Here is a 19,219-nt window from a genome sequence, read left to right on the forward strand (position 1 = left end):
TGTTTTTTATAAGAAACTATAAATTAATTCTTTACCTCTTTTTGGGCATCCTCAATCATCTTATCATTAGCTACAATAGCAAACTCTACCCTTCGGTTTTGTGCCTGTCCTTCTTTAGTATCGTTAGATGCTATAGGATCTTCTTCGCCTTTACCGGTAATGGTAAACCTTGAAGCGCTAATACCTTTAGTACCAAGGTAGGCCTTAACCGAATTAGCCCTTTCTTCACTTAGTTTCAGGTTGTATTCGTCGCTACCGCTGCTATCGGTATAACCAAAGATAAGGATGTTGGTGTCAGGATATTCTTTAAATACCGGTACAAGCCTGTCAAGGTTGCCTTTAGCTTTAGAGGTAAGTGTAGACTTATTCAGGTCAAAGTTAACCGAGTTTTCGCCCAGTGTAAGCTTAATACCCTCGCCTGCCCTTTCTACCTCAGCACCCGGAAGCGCCTCTTCAATTTTCTGAGCCTGCTTGTCCATCCTGTTACCAATAACGCCACCTACAGCACCACCTACAACACCACCTATAATAGCGCCAAGGGCTGTATTGCCGCCTTTGCCCACGTTATTACCCAAAACACCGCCAATAACAGCGCCAGACGTAGCACCAATGGCCACACCACGCTGGGTATTGTTAGTGTTTTTGATGGCCTCGCACGATGTAAGGCCTATACCGCCTGCAAACGCAAGGGTTAATGCATAAATTTTTACTTTTCTCATGACTGTATTTTTTTGATGTTTTACTGATTATAGTTTGCTAAAGTTATATACCACCTCAACGGTTTTACCACCAACCTGTACATTATCAACAAGCTGGAAAGATGTTTCGGTTTGATTTTGTACTTTTAGAATATAGCCTTGTGTTACACGTTTGGCTTTTTCGCCTTCGGTAATTTTAAGGGTAAAGCTACCATCTTTAGTTACTGTCCATACAATTGGGCTTGTAAAAGACGGGCATCCGGCCTTGCTAAGGCTCATAGTGCCTTTATTATTGTTTGATATAAAATTCCACGAGCTGCCCACAAAACATTGCGAATCAGCCACATCAAAAGATGTTACTTTAATATAATCGCTGCCGGGATAGGTTACGCTGCTTATGGTCCAGTCTCCTTTAATGCCCACCTGGGCCTTTTGGTCAAGCGACCCGCACGAGGCAGCCAGCACCACCAGCATGCATAGTGACAATAGTTTTTTCATAATACGTTACAGTTAGGTTTTAAACACTCATTTTTTGTAGTATAAAGATACGTTTCTTACAGGCTATTTTACAAGAGGCAACATCGTTTTTTAACGAGAAAATATTTATGTTATCGATATAATAACAATAACTTCATTAGCTTAAATCCACGTTTTACAAGCTTTGTGCGTTATTGATGATTTTGATTTTAACCATATTAATCTTTTCTTAAAGGAGATTTTCTTTAACAAAAGCGCCAATTTGTCACCACAAAACAGTTTGGTATTTTATTTGACACAGCCCTGCAAACGAACTATTAAAATCTGGACATATGACAACAGGAAAAATCAATGTTTCGGTAGAAAACATCTTTCCCTTAATCAAGAAATTCTTATACAGCGACCACGAAATCTTTCTGCGTGAGCTTGTTAGCAACGCAACAGACGCTACCCTTAAGCTAAAGCACCTTACCAGCATTGGCGAAGCCAAAGTAGAATATGGCAGCCCGGTAATTGAAGTTAAGGTTGACAAAGAAGGCAAAAAAATACATATTATAGACCAGGGCCTTGGCATGACGGGCGAAGAGGTTGAAAAATACATCAACCAGGTAGCCTTTAGCGGTGCTGAGGAATTCCTTGAAAAATATAAAGATACCGCTAAAGATTCAGGCATAATAGGCCACTTTGGGCTTGGTTTCTACTCTGCTTTTATGGTAGCAGAAAAAGTAGAAATCATCACTAAGTCTTACAAAGATGAACCCGCTGTACACTGGATTTGCGACGGTAGCCCTGAATTTAGCCTTGAACCGGCTGATAAGACGGATCGCGGTACCGAAATAATACTGCACGTTGCAGAGGATTCGACCGAATTCCTTGAAGAGTACCGCATTAGCGAGCTCCTGAAAAAATACAACAAGTTTATGCCGGTGCCTATTAAATTTGGCACGAGGACAGAAACACTTGCCAAACCGGAAGATGCCCCGGAAGATTATGTTGCTGAAACCGTAGAGGTTGACAACATAATCAACAACCCAAGCCCGGCGTGGACCAAGCAGCCAAGCGAGCTTGAAGACGAAGATTACAAAGCGTTTTACCACGAGCTATATCCAACCCAGTTTGAAGAACCGCTTTTCAGCATACACCTTAATGTAGACTATCCGTTTAACCTTACGGGAATTCTTTATTTCCCTAAATTGTCATCTGACCTTCAGGTTCAGAAAGACAAGATACAACTGTACCAAAACCAGGTGTTTGTAACCGATAACGTTGAGGGCATTGTACCGGAGTTCCTTACCATGCTGCGTGGTGTTATAGACAGCCCGGATATTCCGCTAAACGTGTCGCGTTCTTACCTTCAGGCCGATGGTGCTGTTAAGAAAATCAGCAACTACATTACCCGCAAGGTGGCCGATAAACTTAAATCGCTGTTTACCGAAAACCGCGAAGACTTTGAGCAAAAGTGGAATGACATTAAAATCGTACTGGAATATGGTATGCTGAGCGAGCCTAAGTTCTACGAAAAAGCGGGTGCTTTTGTACTGTACCCAACGGTAGACGGCAAATTCTTTACCCTTGATGAACTTAAAGAAAAACTGGCTGCCACACAAACCGATAAAGACGGTAAACTGGTAGTACTGTATGCCTCTAACAAAGATGCACAGCACAGCTTTATTGCCACTGCACAGGATAAAGGTTATGAAGTACTGCTGCTGGACAGCCCTATTGTAAGCCATCTTATCCAGAAGCTGGAAGGCGATAACGAGAACCTTACCTTTGCCCGCGTTGATGGCGACCACATAGACAGGCTTATCAACAAAGATGAGGCACAGCTGAGCAAGCTAAGCGACGACGAAAAAGAAACGCTTAAAACACAGCTTGAAACTATTGTACCAAAACAAACCTACACGGTTCAGCTTGAGGCTATGGACAGCCAGGCGGCACCGTTTATTATTACCCAGCCTGAGTTTATGCGCCGCATGAAAGAAATGAGCCAAACCGGCGGCGGCGGTATGTTTGGTATGGGTAACTTCCCTGATATGTATAACCTGGTGGTAAACACTAACAGCGAACTTGCCGGAAACATCCTGAAGGCAGACGACTCTCAAAGAGAAGCCCTGGTTAAACAAGCACTTGACCTTGCCAAACTAAGCCAGAACCTGCTGAAAGGCGAAGAGCTTACAGCGTTTGTGAAAAGAAGCTTTGAGATGATTAAATAGAGACATTTAGATAATAGATGTAAGATAATAGACAGAACCCATGGTGAGAGCCGTGGGTTTTTGTTTATATTTGGCATATAACCACCTGTATATGTTTAACCTGTTTAAGAAGAAAAAAGGGGCATCCCGAAAAGAAAAGTCGGAAGCCATACTTGAAGAACACCGCATTAAAATTAATTACAACCTGCCTCATATAGAAAATGATACAGATGTAACCATCCGCACGGGCAGCGAAATAGCAAGCCGGTTTGTAATATTATGCATTACAAACCTTGTAGCTTTTAACAACCTGAGTGGTGCAGAGGCATTTTCTTACCTTAGTGAGTATAATCTTACGCAATACCTTACACCGGAAGAGCAGGAGTTTTTAGCCAATCCTACGCCCGAAAAAAAGAACCAGGAAAGCTGGAAGTGCGAATGCATATGGGTGCTGGCATGGGCGCTGAAGTTGGTAGACGACCTGAAGTTTCCGGATCATTTGTGTAACCTTAATGATATTGCCGAAACGGATTACCCTATAGGCAACGGCAAGAACCCCAACAACTTTATAAATAAAAGCTGGGATGTAAGGTCCAAAGCCGTTGTGCTTGACGCTGCCGACCTTTATTATAGGATGGACTGGACCGTAGTAGATGCCCGCCTTAACGGAATAAGCTTGGAAAACCTGAACCCCGGTGTGGTATATGAAAGGCACTATGCGCTTAACTGGCTGATAAATTATATGAACCAGGATTGGGATGACGTTTCCTGCGATACATAAACGATTTAATAAAACATGACACTACCCGAACTCATAAACTATTTTTGGATAGGCAATACCTACGAAGACTTTTGCAAACCCCGCGGGCTGAACTGCGATGCTTATGCCATTGAAATCTTTGCGCAAAAACCGTTTGGGCTAAACAGCAAGCTGGAGTTTTTTAAGGAAGAAGAAACCGCCGGCAAAACGCAGTACAGCTACAACGGCTCTGAATTTTACAGCCTGTTTAACTTCTACTACTTTTTGAATGCCGTGCGCGAAGGCGAGAAAAACGAAACCCTTACCGATATTGACCTGGCACTGCGGCTACTTGATTTTGCTGAGAGGAATGGATAAAAAAAGCATCTCAACCTTTATTAAGTTGAGATGCTTTAATTGCGCTTTTTCCATTTCGACGAAAGTGAAATACCTGAAACAATACTTGAGATTTTTCGACTTCGCTGCGCTACGCTCAAAATGGAAAATCTTAAGGCTTTATTTCGCCTTCAATGCTGTCGTCATACGTTTCGCCTACAAGGGCACCATAGGCACGCTTAGCCATGGCTACAAGCATATTGTGCTTGGTGTCCCAATAATAGCCTTCAGTCGGGCTGAATTTAATCACGGTAATACGTGGGTCATCTATGCCTTCTGTAAACCAGGTTTTCATGGTTGGATCCCAAAGTTCCTCAATTTTTTGCTTATCGGTGCTAATGGTAGCCTTACCATAAAGGGTAAGAAAATCAGAGTATGACGACCCCTGAAACAGCATTTGCACTGCCGGGTCGGCCTCAATATCGGCATTTTTTTGGGAGTCGTTAGCACTCAAAAACCAGAAGTTACCTTCATCGTCAATAACCTCGGCAGCCATAGGGCGGGTATTAAAATATTCGCCTGTTTTTATCTTGGTACAAAAGAAACTGCTACCGGCTTTCTTTGCCAGTTGCGTGATTTTTTCAATCGCTTCGGCACCTACAAGGTCTTTAAAATTATGTTCGGGTTGTTGCTTGTTAATAGAGTCCATAACGGTTGTATTTAAAGTTTGTTCCTTAAAATTAGCGCTTTACAGCCGCAACACCTGTTAGCACTTTGCCAATTAACCCGCCTTTAATATTCTGAAATGTTTTGTAACTTAGTCAAAGCACCAAATAACAAAAAACAAATTACAAACCTGAACTTATGAACCTCCCTATAGAAACCCCGGCCCTGCTGTTCTCGGCCACATCGCTAATACTGCTGGCCTATACCAACCGTTTTTTAACCGTGGCACAAATAGTACGCGGCCTTAAGGTAAGCTATGAGCAAAACCGCACCAAGAGCATACTGCTGGAAATACACAACCTTAACAAACGCCTAAGCCTGATTAAATATATGCAAATGTGCGGCGTGCTGAGCCTGTTTTTCTCAGTGTTTGCCATGATGCTGCTGTTCTTTGGCATACAGGACTGGGGCACGTACCTTTTTGGCGTAAGCCTGCTGTTTATGCTTACCTCACTTGCCATATCATTTTGGGAAATAAGCATATCAGTCTACGCGCTGCGCATACACCTTAGCGACCTTACTGAAGAAGCTAAGCAGCATAAAACTAAGTAGCTAAGCTGCTCAGAAACTAAGTGGCTTTTATTCCACTATCCATAACAGTACCGGCTTTTTAGCAGCCTGTAGTTTAGTATCAAGCTTTCGCATAAAATTATCAGATACCGCAGGGCAGCCCCAGCTTAGCGGGCTATAGTTTGGATATACTTCAAAATCAGAAACGGCGTCCCACGAGTGCAGTACCACCACCCTGTCTTTGGCATTACTGTTAGATTCTTCCAGCCCGTGCAGCCAGTATTTTACCTTAATTCCCCACGAACTGTAATCGCGCGAACCAACCTTGTATTTTCCTAAAGACGAGCAATGGCTGCCGTCTTTATTACTATAGCGGGCTTTCTCCCACTTATCGCTATAATTATCGGACATGTCGCAACTACCGTGTGTAACCAGGTTTTGGTCGGTTACCTTACCGGTTTTAAAATCATATACAAAAAAGCGGTTTTTACCGCTGTGCTGGCTCAGGTCAATCAAAAAATAGTAGTCTTCGTTAAACTTCTTTTCCTTACAATAGGCAAGTGCCTCAGTGTGCCTGGCAGTATAGTCTTTAGTAGTTTTTCCGGCTTCGGCAAGCAGTTTATCAGGCGAATATTTAGAACACCCAATTAGGGCGGTTATCAGTAAAAGGAATAGTCGGTTCATATAGCTAAGGCGTAAGGTTTTACGTATAACTATAAAAATAGTTGTTTTAGTATTTACCGGCTTACGTTTTTATTACCTAAATTTATTCTTTATTAATTTACACGCCTTGAAAACGCTTTCTTATACAAACGGCCCGTCTCACACACCACTTCTTGGGCAGCCTATTGGCCTTAACCTGAAACAAACTGTAGATAAATTTCCTGATAACGATGCACTTGTGTGCGTGCAGCAGCACTACCGCGCTACCTACAGCCAGTTTTACACCCAAACCACAACAGTTGCAAAAGCGTTATTGGCAAACGGCATTACAAAGGGAGACCGTGTAGGTATATGGTCGCCCAACCGTGCAGAATGGGTATTATTACAGTATGCCACGGCACGCATAGGTGCTATACTGGTAAACATAAATCCGGCCTACCGAAGTAGTGAGCTGGAGTATGTGCTGAATCAAAGCGGGGTTAAGATGCTGGTTTCGGCGCTAACATTCAAGACAAGCGATTATAAAAAGATGGTTGAGGAAGTGGCTGGTAAATGCCCCTCTCTTGCTACCGCCATTTACCTTGATAAAGACTGGGATGCTTTTCTGGCTACTGCCGAAAATACTACAGACGAAGCTGTTGCCGCTATTGAAAACACATTGCAATTTGACGAACCCATTAACATACAATATACGTCAGGCACAACGGGTTTCCCAAAAGGGGTAACGCTTTCGCACCACAACCTGCTCAACAACGGCTATTTTATTGGCATACGCCTTAAATATACAAGTACCGACAGGGTGTGTATACCCGTGCCGTTTTACCATTGTTTTGGTATGGTAATAGGCAACCTGTGCTGCACCAGCCACGGCGCTACCATGGTTATTCCGTGTGAAAGTTTTGACCCGGCGCTTACCCTGCAGGCCGTAGAGAGAGAAAAGTGTACATCGCTCTATGGCGTGCCTACCATGTTTATTGCCGAACTGGCACTGCCTGATTTTGACAAGTATGACCTTACCTCGCTCCGCACCGGCGTTATGGCGGGTTCGCCCTGCCCTGTAGAAGTTATGAAACAGGTACAGAGCAAAATGTACATGAAAGAGGTTTCTATTTGCTATGGCATGACCGAGACATCGCCTGTTAGTACACAAACCGTTATTGGCGCACCGTTTGACAAGCAGGTGGGCACCGTAGGCACTGTGCAGGACCATCTTGAGATTAAGATAACCGACCCAAAAACGGGCGAAATTGTGCCCCGTGGCATTGCCGGAGAGCTGTGTACCCGCGGCTACAGCGTTATGCTGAAGTACTGGAACAACCCACAGGCTACAAACAGTGTGCTTGATGAAGCCCGGTGGATGCACAGCGGCGACATGGCTATAATGGATGATGAAGGCTACATAAACATTTCCGGGCGCATTAAGGATGTGATTATTCGCGGGGGTGAGAATATATCGCCTCGCGAAATTGAGGAGTTTTACTACACCCACCCTGAAATTGAAGACGTACAGATAATTGGAGTGCCCGATGCAAAATATGGCGAGGTTATTATGGCATGGGTAAAGCCGAAAGCAGGCAAAAACCCAAGCGCCGAAAGCATAACGGCCTGGAGCAAAGAAAAAATTGCACACTACAAAGTACCCAGGTATTGGAAGTTTACCGATTCTTTCCCCATTACCATTACGGGTAAGGTGCGCAAGATAGAAATGCGTGAAATATCAATTGCCGAACTGGGACTGGAGCATTTGCTTGAGATTAAAACGTCTTAACATCTTTCATTTTTTTTGAACGATAATTAACACCATACCAATACATTGATATTTATTTGGTGCTTACATTTGTTATACCAAAGTTTCAGAATATTTTGAAAACTCACGGATTGTCAATCTTAAATTCCTCAACAATTATGGCAACAAAAAAAACAGCGGCACAGCCCGTAACCAAAGACTCTATAATAGAAAAATATGCCGATTACTGCCTTATGAACTGCACACCACCCGCAAGCGTGTATAAATTTGCAAAAGACAATGGCTTTGAAGAGGCCGAATTCTACAACTTCTTCACGTCTTTTGAGGCGTTGGAACGTTTCTATTTTGCCGAAATGTTTAACCATTCGCTGCAAACCCTGCAACAGTCGCCATCGTATGCCGATTTTAGCGGTATTGAAAAGCTCTCTGCCTTTTACTTTACCTTTTTTGAAATGGCTACGGCAAACCGCAGCTTTGTGCTGTACAGCCTGGGTAATGGCCGTGATTTTAGCACCCTGCCTAAACTAAGGGAACTGCGCAGTCTGTTTATAGATTTTGCCCAGTCGGCACTTGAAAAGCCCATTGCCCTACCCCACGAAAAGCTGGAAAAACTACAGGAAAAAGGCCTGCGTGAAGGTGCCTGGCTACAGTTTTTAACCATCTTCAGGTTTTGGGTTAAAGATACTTCTCCCGGATTTGAAAAGACTGATATTTTCATTGAAAAATCAGTTAAAGCGGGGGCTGATATTGTGTACAACACCCCGCTGCAAAGCATTGTAGACCTGGGTAAGTTTATGTGGAAAGAAAAGTTTACCGTTTAAATCCATCACCATGAAAAAGTTAGATTCTATACCCACCAATAAAATTGAGCGGGTAAGCAAGCTTGTATCTACAGGTGTAAAAATTGGCGGTAACTACCTTAAGTATTATGGCCAGAAAATGGTTAACCCTGAACTGAGCAAAGACACCCTGCACGAAAACAATGCTACCGATATTTATGACGGCCTTAAAGAACTGAAAGGCAGCGCCCTTAAAGTTGCCCAAATGCTGAGCATGGAAAAAAACCTGCTACCGCAAAGCTATGTAGACAAGTTTTCGCTGAGCCAGTTTTCGGTACCACCACTGTCTGCCCCATTGGTTATCAAAACGTTTAAGAAATACTTTGGCACAGAGCCACAGGTATTGTTTGATGAGTTTAACCCTGATTCGGTTAATGCCGCAAGCATTGGTCAGGTGCACCGCGCCAAAAAAGACGGTAAAGACCTTGCCGTAAAAATACAATACCCCGGCGTGCGCGACAGCATCAGCACCGATATTGCCATTGTAAAACCCATTGCCCTGAAGATGTTTAACCTAAAAGGAACATCTGACGAATATTTTGAGGAAGTAGAAAACAAGCTTACCGAAGAGACTGATTATACACTGGAGCTACAGCAAAGCGAAGCCGTTAGACTGGAATGTGCTGTATTGGAAAACATCCGTTTCCCGAAATACTATCCTGAATATTCATGCGAAAAGATCATTACCATGGACTGGATGGAAGGCATTCACCTAAGTGAGTGGTGCAAACAACCGCACACCCAGGAAGAGCGAAACAAACTGGGCCAGGCGCTCTATGATTTTTACATGTACCAGATTCACGTACTGCATAAATTCCACGCCGACCCACACCCCGGTAACTTCCTTGTAGATGAAAATGCCAACCTGATTGCCATTGATTTTGGCTGTATGAAAGAGCTGCCAAAAGAGTTCTACGAGCCTTATTTTGAAGTAATACAGCCTGCCACACTGGAGGACGATGCGCTTTTTACCGAAAAAATGATTACCCTACATGTACTGAAACCTGACGATAAGCCCGAGGAGTTTACTTACTTTAAGGAACTCTTCCATGAAATGATAAACATATTTGTAGAGCCTTACCGCCACGAGCGTTTCGACTTCTCAAACAACCACTTTAATACTGCTATTGCGGGGCTTAGCGAACGCTTTGCCAACGATAAGAACATTCGAAAAATGAACACCAACCGCGGCAGCAGGCACTTTATTTATGTAAACCGCACGTTCTTCGGGCTGTTCAGCCTGCTTTTTGACCTGAAGGCAGAGGTGGAGATTTCTAACTTCGAAAAATTCCAAATCTCAAATAACAAATAACAAAAGTAGCTACGGATTTTATGAATTGGCTTAGTGCTAATTCGTGAAATTCGTGGCTTTCTTTACCCTTTCGTACTAACAAAACGTTAATCGCTGCTTTTACGCAAAACTTTTCTTATTTTTGAAAGCTGATAGCTTTATGGAAGAAGAAAAAGTAATACTGGTAAACGAACGCGATGAGCCCATAGGGCTTATGCCTAAAATGGAGGCGCATGAAAAAGCGCTGCTGCACCGTGCCTTTTCGGTGTTTATTCTCAATGCTAAAAACGAGATAATGCTGCAACAGCGCGCGGCCAATAAGTACCACTCTCCCCTCTTGTGGACCAACACTACCTGTAGCCACCAGCGTGATGGCGAAACCAACCTTGCCGCCGGCACCCGCCGCTTACAGGAAGAAATGGGCATTACAACACCACTTAAAGAGTTGTTTTCCTTCATATACAAAGCGCCTTTTGACAATGGCCTAACCGAGCATGAGTTTGACCATGTAATGATAGGCTATTATAACAATGAGCCCGTTTTAAACCGTGACGAAGCCGAAAGCTGGAAGTGGATGGCCATTGAAGATATTAAAGCTGATATGCAGCTACACCCTGAAGTTTACACCGTGTGGTTCAGGATTATATTTGATGAATTTTACCATTTTCTGGAAGAACACAAGTTATAGTGGTCTGTATTCAGTGATCAGATAGCAGCTTCCTACAACCAATAACTGACAACCAACAACTGATGAAAGTAACCGTAAGCCGTAGCGCCCATTTTAACGCCGCCCACCGCCTGTACAGGAAGGATTGGGACGAGCAGCGCAATGCCGAAATTTTTGGCAAGTGCAATAACCCTAACTACCACGGGCATAACTATGAGCTTATTGTGAGTGTTACCGGTGCCATTGACCCCGAAACAGGCTATGTTATAGACATCAAAATACTTAAAGACATTATAACACAGGAGGTTGAAGAACCCTTTGACCACAAAAACCTGAATCTTGATGTACCGGAGTTTGCCAACCTTAACCCTACTGCCGAAAACATTGTGGTAGTGATTTGGAACCGCATTCGCCGCCGCATAGACTCTCAAATGGAGCTTGAGGTAACGCTCTATGAAACGCCACGAAATTTTGTAACATATAAAGGACAATAAATCTCTCACTATGAACCAACTGCATTACCCACTGGTATTTGAACCCATTTTACAAGACCGCATTTGGGGCGGCACAAAGCTTAGGGACGACCTTGGCAAGAACATTCCTACCCCCACAACCGGCGAAAGCTGGGAACTGAGCGCTGTTAAAGGTAATGTAAGCGTTGTAGAAAACGGTGCTTTTGCAGGTAAACCACTAACCGAACTACTTGAGCAGTACCCAAATGACATACTGGGCACAGCTGTACATGCCCGTTTTGGAAAGCAGTTTCCACTGTTGTTCAAATTCCTTGATGCCCGCGAAGACCTTTCTATACAGGTGCATCCTAACGACGAGCTGGCTAAACAACGCCACAATTCATTCGGTAAGACCGAAATGTGGTATGTAATGCAGGCAGACCCGGGTTCGCGCATTATTGTGGGTTTCAACCATAAATCAAGCGCACAGGAATACCTGGAAAAACTTGAAAGTAAGCAACTTATAGACATACTGAACCAGGTTCCGGCTAAAAAGGGCGATGTATATTTTCTTGAAACAGGCACCATTCACGCCATTGGCGCAGGTATTGTAATTGCCGAAATACAACAAACAAGCGATATTACCTACCGTATTTATGACTGGGACAGGGTTGATGCCAACGGAAACGGCCGTCAACTGCATGTACAAGAGGCACTTGACGCCATGAACTACAACACTACCGATACCCAGAAAGAGTACACCAAGGAAGTTAACAAAAGCAACAGCATGGTAGACTGCCCTTATTTTACCACTAACTTCCTTCCGCTTGACGGAAAAGCCGAGGTAGCCAAAAACGGCGACAGCTTTACGGTATACATCTGTACTGAAGGCGAATATACTATTGATTTACAAGGCAGTACATACACCTTTAAAAAAGGCGACACCGTACTTATACCTGCTGCTGTAACCGCTTTTACACTGACCGGAAACGCCACCCTGTTAGAAATATATATTTCTTAACAGATTTTAGCCCAATTAGCACTAATTTTGTACCCATAACTTAAAGACATTAGAACATGGCAAATGTTAGGACACTAAAAAAAGACCTTAATTTTGTATTTGGCGATATTATCGAGGCTGTATACATCAATACCATTGCAGCAGGCGGAAAAGCTACTGAAGCAGGCGAAGCCATTATAGATGAGGCTATTGCAACTTTTGATGCGCTTATCAAGCAAATCAACGCTAAAGGTGTTGAAAACAAAAAAGCACATTTTGCTGCTATCAACAAAAAGTTTGAAGAAACTGCTACTCAGCTTGTTGAGAAAATAAACGCGCTGTAAGCAAAAAATATTAGAAAAATTTACGGGTGCAGCTTTGGAAATTTCAAAAACAAGCCTATATTTGCACCCGTATTGAGATGCCGGTGTAGCTCAGCTGGCTAGAGCAGCTGATTTGTAATCAGCAGGTCGTGGGTTCGAGTCCCTCTATCGGCTCAATAAAAAAACGCTTCAGGAAACTGAGGCGTTTTTGCTTTTATACACTTTTTCAGCCTGAACCCACTAAAAAAGTGCTTAATTTTTCACTTTTGGAGTTCGAGATTCAAAACCTCAAAATGTTGTATTTTTACAAGTGCCTATCGTATTTTTACAAGTACAGGATTTCAAAGTATTTTACTCTATAAAACCTTTTTCCCAATTCAAAAAATTCACGATATATCGTGAATTTTTTAAAAATGAATCCCATTGCCATAAACAAAAAATCCGGGCCGCTTTTCAGCAGCCCGGACACTTTACAAAGAACAAATTATTATGCTTTTTTACGTGCAATAACCTTTTGCACCGCCTTGATGATATGATCGGCGTCAAGGCCGTATTTAGTCATCAGCTGGGCTGGGGTGCCGCTTTCGCCAAAACTGTCGTTTACGGCCACGTATTCCTGCGGAGCAGGGGTGTTAGTAGCCAGCAGCTGGGCAATACTGTCGCCCAGGCCGCCCAGGCGGTTGTGCTCTTCAGCCGTAACCACGCAGCCGGTCTTGGCAACCGATTTCAATACCGCCTCAGCATCCAGCGGCTTAATGGTGTGTATGTTTATGATTTCGGCATCAATACCCATCTCAGCCAGCTTCTCGCCTGCCTGTATGGCTTCCCACACCAGGTGGCCTGTTGCAAAGATTGATACATCGGCACCTTCATTTACCATCCATGCCTTGCCAATTTCAAACTTCTGGTCGGCATCTGTAAAAATAGGCACCACGGGGCGTCCAAAACGCAGGTACACCGGGCCTTCATACTCGGCAATAGCCATAGTAGCAGCCTTGGTCTGGTTGTAGTCGCACGGGTTTATAACCGTCATGCCCGGAAGCATTTTCATCAACCCTATGTCTTCCAGTATCTGGTGGGTAGCACCGTCTTCGCCAAGTGTTAAACCGGCGTGAGAGGCACATATTTTTACGTTCTTGTCGCTATAGGCAACACTTTGGCGTATTTGGTCGTACACCCTGCCGGTAGAGAAGTTGGCAAACGTACCCGTAAACGGAATCTTACCGCCTATGGTTAAGCCTGCCGCAATGCCCACCATATTGGCCTCGGCAATGCCCACCTGAATAAAACGCTCAGGAAACTCGTTAATAAAGTCCTGCATTTTTAATGATGCCACAAGGTCGGCACACAGGGCAACCACATTCTCGTTTTTCCTGCCGGCTTCTAAAAGGCCTGCACCAAAACCCGAGCGGGTATCTTTTGATTCGGTATATGTATATTTTTTCATATCAGCCCCCTAACCCCCTAACGGGGGAATTCCTGTAGGGGTAACAGGATGTTTAGATAATATTTTGACCAGTCCCACTCTCCCCCTCCGGGGTCGGGGGGCTCTTAATAATCCCCAAGCGTTTCCTCAAGCTGTGCAAGCGCTGCTTCAAGCTGTGCATCGTTTGGTGCGGCACCGTGCCATTTGTGGCTGCCCATCATGTAGTCAACCCCATGCCCCATGCCGGTTTTAAGCAGTATAACAATAGGCTTACCCTGTCCGCCAAGCGCTTTGGCTTCTGCAAGTTTATCAACAATACATTGCATGTCATTACCTTCACACTCCAGTACTGTCCAGTCAAACGCGGCAAATTTAGCCTTAAGGTCGCCCAGGCTAAGCACCTGGCTTGTAGGGCCGTCAATCTGCTGGCCGTTGTAGTCTACGGTACAAATAAGGTTGTCTACCCTGTTGTGCGGTGCAAACATGGCGGCTTCCCAAATCTGGCCTTCCTGTAGCTCTCCATCGCCAAAAAGTGCATATACCGTACCGTTATCGCCGTTAAGCTTTTTGGCAAGTGCAGCACCAATAGCCACACTCATACCCTGGCCCAGTGAGCCACTTGCAATGCGAACACCCGGAAGGTGCTCGTGCGTGGTAGGGTGCCCCTGAAGCCTTGAATCAAGCTTACGGAACGTAGCCAGCTCTGATTTGTCAAAATAGCCTGCGTGTGCCAGTACGCTGTAAAAAAGCGGAGAGATATGCCCGTTACTAAGGAAGAAAAGGTCTTCTCCCTTACCGTTCATATCAAAACCTTCCTTGCGGTTCATGGCGTTAAAGTACAGTGCCGTTAAAAAGTCGGCACAGCCCAGAGAACCTCCCGGGTGGCCGCTTTGGCACCCGTGCACCATGCGCACAATGTCTCGGCGCACCTGGCTGGCTATCTGCTCTAATTTTGTTATGTCTGTTATTTTCTCCATAATTTGTGTTTGCGGCCCGGGTGGTTATACCCAAAGCCTTATTGGTTAATGGCCCTGAAAATCAATATTAAAAATACTTATGGTATTTTTGACCAAAAGTAAAAATTTACCGGTAAGTTCCTGTAAAAGTGCTGTAAAAAAGTTACGAATACGTTTTATTCAACGTATCCGTAACCTAAAATCATATTATTTTGAAGCGGCATTTGCGTGGTCTGCCAAAAACTGTGCAAGGCCGTTATCGGTCAGCGGGTGTTTCAGCAATGCCTCAATGGCGCTAAGCGGCCCGGTAATAACATCGGCACCTATCTTGGCACAGTTTACAATGTGCATAGCATGGCGCACAGATGCCGCCAATATCTCGGTTTCATAACCGTAGTTGTCATAAATTTCGCGAATCTCTTCAATAAGCCTAAGCCCGTCTGTAGAAACATCATCAAGCCTGCCAATGAATGGCGATACATACGTAGCGCCAGCCTTAGCCGCAAGCAATGCCTGCCCTGCGCTAAACACAAGGGTTACATTGGTCTTAATGCCTTTTTCAGAAAAGTACTTTGCAGCCTTAACGCCGTCTTTAATCATAGGCAGCTTTACCACAATTTGCGGATGCAGCGCAGCAAGGGCTTCGCCTTCGGCTACCATTTCGTTAAATGTGGTGGCAATAACCTCGGCACTCACATCGCCATCGGTAATTTCACAAATGGCTTTGTAATGGTTCAGGATGTTTTCCTGGCCGGTTATGCCTTCCTTAGCCATAAGCGAGGGGTTGGTGGTAACACCATCCAGCACACCAAGCTCATGCGCTTCCTTAATCTGGGCAAGGTTAGCAGTGTCAATAAAAAACTTCATATTTGTCCTTTTTTGGTTTTAGGTACTGTGTTTGTTATTTGGCTTTTGAAATTTGGAATTTTACCAGAATGTTACATAAAGTCCGGCCAGGCACAGCAGTGTTACCACAATCAGTGCAAGTGTAGACGGTGCTACCTTAAACATGGCCGTGTCTATACCAAAGGCTTTAGGATTAACTTTAGGGCCTGCAAGGCTCATGCCTATCATAAGCAGCAGGGTAAATACAAACGCCCAGCCCATACAGATAAGGAACGGAATTTCATATACGCCCGAAGCATTTTTGTAAGCCGTCCAAAGCAGGGTTTCGTTGCCAAACATTTCTACGGCAAAGCTGTTGAAGAATACCGATAGCAGGAAGCCTACTACTACACCCGCTACAGCTGCAGCACCTGTTGTACGTTTCCAGAACATACCAAGGAAGAACACTGCAAATACACCCGGGCTAAAGAAGCCGGTATATTTCTGTATGAAGGTAAAGCCACCTTCGCCGCCTATGCCTAATGCGTCATTCCACGTTAGGGCTACCGAGAACAGTATAGCAACCAAAATGGCAATACGGCCCATGTTTACCAGCTTTTTCTCGCCGGCTGTTTTGTTGATATACCTTTGGTAAATGTCAAGCGTAAAAATAGTTGAGATGCTGTTTGCCTTACCTGCAAGCGATGCCACAATAGCAGCAGTAAGCGCCGCTACCGAAAGGCCTTTTAACCCCGTAGGAAGGAAACCAAGTATGGCTGAATAGGCATTGTCAGGCTTAAGGTCGGCACCAATACCCATTTCATTCTGAAGGGCACCGTTGCTGTACAATACATAAGCCGCAATACCCGGAAGCATTACAATAATTGGCATAGCCAGTTTCATAAAACCTGCAAATAGTATACCCGTACGCGCTGTTTTAAGGTCGGCACCAAGGGCGCGCTGTGTAATGTACTGGTTACAACCCCAGTAGTTAAGGTTTACAATCCAGATACCGGCAAAGTACATGGCAATGCCCGGAAGCATAAGGTACTTGTTTATATCTGCCTGTGGGGCATCTGTAGCCGGTTTGTCTACCATTAGCTTAAAGTGGTCCGGCGCAACTTCCATCATTTTCTTAAAACCGGCAAGGGCATCGGTACCAAGGCCAAAATGCTCGCTCACCATGGTAAGGGCAATGTAAGTTGTGGCAAGGCCACCCACTACAAGCACCACTACCTGTATAACATCGGTAAAGCCGATAACCTTCATACCACCCAGGGTAATTACCAGCGAGAAGATAGCCATGGCTATTACAATAGCATGGAAATACTCAGGCCCTGCCATGGCCGAAATGGCTATAGCACCCAGGTAAAGGATTGAGGTAAGGTTTACAAATACATACAAAAACAACCAGAAAATAGCCATAATAAGGCTAGTAGTCTGGTTATAGCGCGTTTCAAGAAACTGCGGCATGGTAAATATCTTATTCTTAAGATACACCGGTATAAACCACACGGCCACTATAATAAGGGCCAGGGCGGCAATCCACTCATAAGCTGCAACGGCAACACCCACGGTAAAGCCGTTACCGCTCATACCAATAAACTGCTCGGCAGAAATGTTACTGGCAATAAGCGAGGCGCCAATGGCCCACCATGTTAGCGAACCTTCGGCAAGAAAGAAATCCTTAGAGTCTGATACTTCACCCTCCTTGGCTTTCTTACTTTTGTATATCCAGTACCCGTAACCGGATACTAAAACAAAGTAAATACAGAATATAATGTAATCAATAGGTGCAAATTTCTCCATAATATGTTTGTGGTTTGGTTAATAGCGCGGCTAATATAACATATTATAGTTTGTAAGCAGCATCGTTCCAGCGTATTTCATTGCGGAACTGGTCAAGTTTGGTATCTGCACCTATGCGAAGAAACTCAATACCGGCCATATCTGTAAAGTCTTGTATTATCTCAGCAGAAAGGTTTTGGCTGTATGCGGTGTGGTGTGCGCCACCGGCATATATCCATGCAGCACAGCCTGTTTTCATATCCGGAAGCGGTTTCCACAGTACGCGTGCCACCGGTAGGTTAGGCAGGTCGTTTTGCGGCTCAACAGCCTCTACTTCGTTCACAATCATCCTGAAACGGTTGCCCATATCTACAATAGATGCGTTTAGTGCAGCGCCACCGGCCACGTTAAATACAAGCCTTGCAGGGTCTGCCTTACCACCTATTCCAAGAGGGTGTACCTCAAGGCTTGGCTTAGTGCTGGCAAGCGAGGCATCTACCTCAAGCATGTGCGAACCTAATACAAGCTCGTTATTCGGGTCAAAGTGATAGGTATAGTCTTCCATGAAGCCGTTACCGCCTTCAAGGCCAGAGCCCATAACTTTAAACGCACGCACAAGGGCTGTGGTTTTCCAGTCGCCTTCGCCGGCAAAGCCATAGCCATCGGCAAGAAGCCTCTGTACCGCAAGCCCCGGAAGCTGCACCATGCCGTGCAGGTCTTCAAATGTATCGGTAAAGCCTTTAAAGCCGCCGTCTACAAGGAATTTACGCAGCGCGATTTCAATCTTGGCCGCTTCGTATACCGATGCATACCTGTCGCCACCCTCAAGAAGGTCGGCAGCAATAGTATACTGTGTTTTATATTCTTCAATTAGTGATTTGATATCGGCATCGCTCACGTTGTCTATAAGCGCCACAAGGTCGCCAATACCGTAGCTGTTTACGGCAAAGCCAAACTGAAGTTCAGCCTCAACCTTATCACCATCAGTTACAGCCACAAAACGCATATTATCGCCAAAACGGGCAAACTTGGCACCCTGCCAGTCATACCATCCGGCAGCGGCACGGCTCCATCCGCCTATCTGGGCAATAACCTCAGGGTCTTGCCAGTGGCCTACAACCACCTTACGGTTTTTGCGCAGGCGCGATACCATAAAACCGAACTCACGGTCGCCGTGGGCGCTCTGGTTCAGGTTCATGAAGTCCATATCTATAGAGCTCCACGGTATGTCGCGGTTGTATTGTGTGTGCAGGTGCAGTAGCGGCTTTTTAAGTATGCTAAGGCCGCGAATCCACATTTTAGCAGGGCTAAAAGTGTGCATCCAGGTAATAACGCCTATTACATTCTCGGCGCTGTTAGCGGCAAGAAGCGTGTCATATATTTCTTCGGTAGTTTTTACGGTAGGCTTAAATACCACGCGAACGGGTATTCCGGCAGCACCATCAAGGCCTGCGGCAATTGCTTTAGAGTGTTCGGCAACCTGGTTAAGGGTTTCTTCGCCATACAGGTGCTGGCTTCCGGTTACGAACCAAACTTCATAAGTCTTTAAATCTGTCATAAT

20 protein-coding genes and 1 tRNA gene are annotated in these 19,219 nt (G+C 44.7%); 12 read left to right on the top strand and 9 right to left on the bottom strand.

Features of this window, described 5'->3' with window-relative positions:
* Positions 1-23: 23 nt before the first annotated feature.
* The gene (locus AM279_RS08465; RefSeq protein WP_054407550.1) at positions 24-719 is read right to left on the bottom strand and encodes an OmpA family protein; all 696 of its coding nucleotides are present in this window, start codon (positions 717-719) and stop codon (positions 24-26) included.
* Between the two features lie 27 nt (positions 720-746).
* Positions 747-1,196, bottom strand: a complete 450-nt coding sequence (locus AM279_RS08470) for a lipocalin family protein (RefSeq protein WP_054407551.1) — start codon at positions 1,194-1,196, stop codon at positions 747-749.
* 311 nt (positions 1,197-1,507) lie between these two features.
* On the opposite strand from AM279_RS08470, the gene htpG reads away from it, so the two are divergent.
* The 3 genes from htpG (at position 1,508) to AM279_RS08485 (ending at position 4,487) form a co-directional block, all read left to right on the top strand.
* Positions 1,508-3,391: a molecular chaperone HtpG gene (gene htpG, locus AM279_RS08475; protein ID WP_054407552.1), complete on the top strand. Its 1,884-nt coding sequence runs from the start codon at positions 1,508-1,510 to the stop codon at positions 3,389-3,391.
* Positions 3,392-3,482: 91 nt separating this feature from the next.
* Positions 3,483-4,151: a DUF4272 domain-containing protein gene (locus AM279_RS08480; protein ID WP_054407553.1), complete on the top strand. Its 669-nt coding sequence runs from the start codon at positions 3,483-3,485 to the stop codon at positions 4,149-4,151.
* A 15-nt stretch (positions 4,152-4,166) separates the two neighbouring features.
* The gene (locus AM279_RS08485; RefSeq protein ID WP_054407554.1) at positions 4,167-4,487 is read left to right on the top strand and encodes a hypothetical protein; all 321 of its coding nucleotides are present in this window, start codon (positions 4,167-4,169) and stop codon (positions 4,485-4,487) included.
* A 130-nt stretch (positions 4,488-4,617) separates the two neighbouring features.
* Here the strand turns inward: AM279_RS08485 and AM279_RS08490 are convergent, their stop codons facing one another.
* Complete coding sequence (locus tag AM279_RS08490) at positions 4,618-5,154, bottom strand: pyridoxamine 5'-phosphate oxidase family protein (RefSeq protein ID WP_054407555.1); 537 nt, start codon at positions 5,152-5,154, stop codon at positions 4,618-4,620.
* 155 nt (positions 5,155-5,309) lie between these two features.
* Here AM279_RS08490 and AM279_RS08495 point away from each other — a divergent pair, with 155 nt between their 5' ends.
* Positions 5,310-5,723: a DUF2721 domain-containing protein gene (locus AM279_RS08495; RefSeq protein WP_054407556.1), complete on the top strand. Its 414-nt coding sequence runs from the start codon at positions 5,310-5,312 to the stop codon at positions 5,721-5,723.
* Positions 5,724-5,750: 27 nt separating this feature from the next.
* On the opposite strand, the gene AM279_RS08500 is transcribed toward AM279_RS08495, so the two are convergent.
* On the bottom strand, positions 5,751-6,365 hold the full coding sequence (locus AM279_RS08500) for a murein L,D-transpeptidase catalytic domain-containing protein (protein ID WP_082344200.1): 615 nt from the start codon (positions 6,363-6,365) through the stop codon (positions 5,751-5,753).
* A gap of 106 nt (positions 6,366-6,471) precedes the next feature.
* On the opposite strand from AM279_RS08500, the gene AM279_RS08505 reads away from it, so the two are divergent.
* The 8 genes from AM279_RS08505 (at position 6,472) to AM279_RS08540 (ending at position 12,837) form a co-directional block, all read left to right on the top strand.
* Positions 6,472-8,112 (top strand): AMP-binding protein, encoded by a 1,641-nt coding sequence (locus AM279_RS08505; RefSeq protein WP_054407557.1) that lies wholly within the window; start codon positions 6,472-6,474, stop codon positions 8,110-8,112.
* A 137-nt stretch (positions 8,113-8,249) separates the two neighbouring features.
* Positions 8,250-8,912 carry a TetR family transcriptional regulator C-terminal domain-containing protein gene (locus AM279_RS08510; RefSeq protein ID WP_054407558.1) on the top strand — a complete coding sequence of 221 codons (663 nt, stop codon included), beginning with the start codon at positions 8,250-8,252 and terminating at the stop codon, positions 8,910-8,912.
* A gap of 10 nt (positions 8,913-8,922) precedes the next feature.
* Entirely contained in the window at positions 8,923-10,242 is a 1,320-nt protein-coding gene (locus AM279_RS08515; RefSeq protein WP_054407559.1) for an ABC1 kinase family protein, read from the top strand.
* A 139-nt stretch (positions 10,243-10,381) separates the two neighbouring features.
* Positions 10,382-10,909, top strand: coding sequence for an isopentenyl-diphosphate Delta-isomerase (gene idi / locus AM279_RS08520; RefSeq protein WP_054407560.1), 528 nt, complete (start codon positions 10,382-10,384; stop codon positions 10,907-10,909).
* A 62-nt stretch (positions 10,910-10,971) separates the two neighbouring features.
* Positions 10,972-11,382: a 6-carboxytetrahydropterin synthase gene (locus tag AM279_RS08525; protein ID WP_054407561.1), complete on the top strand. Its 411-nt coding sequence runs from the start codon at positions 10,972-10,974 to the stop codon at positions 11,380-11,382.
* Between the two features lie 10 nt (positions 11,383-11,392).
* Positions 11,393-12,361, top strand: a complete 969-nt coding sequence (locus AM279_RS08530; RefSeq protein WP_054407562.1) for a type I phosphomannose isomerase catalytic subunit — start codon at positions 11,393-11,395, stop codon at positions 12,359-12,361.
* A gap of 56 nt (positions 12,362-12,417) precedes the next feature.
* On the top strand, positions 12,418-12,684 hold the full coding sequence (locus AM279_RS08535) for a hypothetical protein (RefSeq protein ID WP_054407563.1): 267 nt from the start codon (positions 12,418-12,420) through the stop codon (positions 12,682-12,684).
* Between the two features lie 79 nt (positions 12,685-12,763).
* Positions 12,764-12,837: transfer RNA gene (locus AM279_RS08540), tRNA-Thr, on the top strand.
* A gap of 313 nt (positions 12,838-13,150) precedes the next feature.
* Here AM279_RS08540 and AM279_RS08545 read toward each other — a convergent pair.
* The 5 genes from AM279_RS08545 to araA form a co-directional block, all read right to left on the bottom strand.
* Positions 13,151-14,110 (bottom strand): transketolase family protein, encoded by a 960-nt coding sequence (locus tag AM279_RS08545; protein ID WP_054407564.1) that lies wholly within the window; start codon positions 14,108-14,110, stop codon positions 13,151-13,153.
* A gap of 104 nt (positions 14,111-14,214) precedes the next feature.
* Positions 14,215-15,057, bottom strand: coding sequence for a transketolase (locus tag AM279_RS08550; protein ID WP_201782577.1), 843 nt, complete (start codon positions 15,055-15,057; stop codon positions 14,215-14,217).
* Between the two features lie 195 nt (positions 15,058-15,252).
* Complete coding sequence (gene fsa, locus AM279_RS08555; protein WP_054407566.1) at positions 15,253-15,912, bottom strand: fructose-6-phosphate aldolase; 660 nt, start codon at positions 15,910-15,912, stop codon at positions 15,253-15,255.
* A 60-nt stretch (positions 15,913-15,972) separates the two neighbouring features.
* Entirely contained in the window at positions 15,973-17,679 is a 1,707-nt protein-coding gene (locus AM279_RS08560) for a sodium:solute symporter family transporter (protein WP_054407567.1), read from the bottom strand.
* 43 nt (positions 17,680-17,722) lie between these two features.
* The gene (gene araA, locus AM279_RS08565; RefSeq protein WP_054407568.1) at positions 17,723-19,216 is read right to left on the bottom strand and encodes an L-arabinose isomerase; all 1,494 of its coding nucleotides are present in this window, start codon (positions 19,214-19,216) and stop codon (positions 17,723-17,725) included.
* Positions 19,217-19,219 lie beyond the last annotated feature (3 nt).

It is taken from the genome of Flavobacterium akiainvivens (assembly GCF_001278115.1).
GTDB lineage: Bacteria > Bacteroidota > Bacteroidia > Flavobacteriales > Flavobacteriaceae > Flavobacterium > Flavobacterium akiainvivens.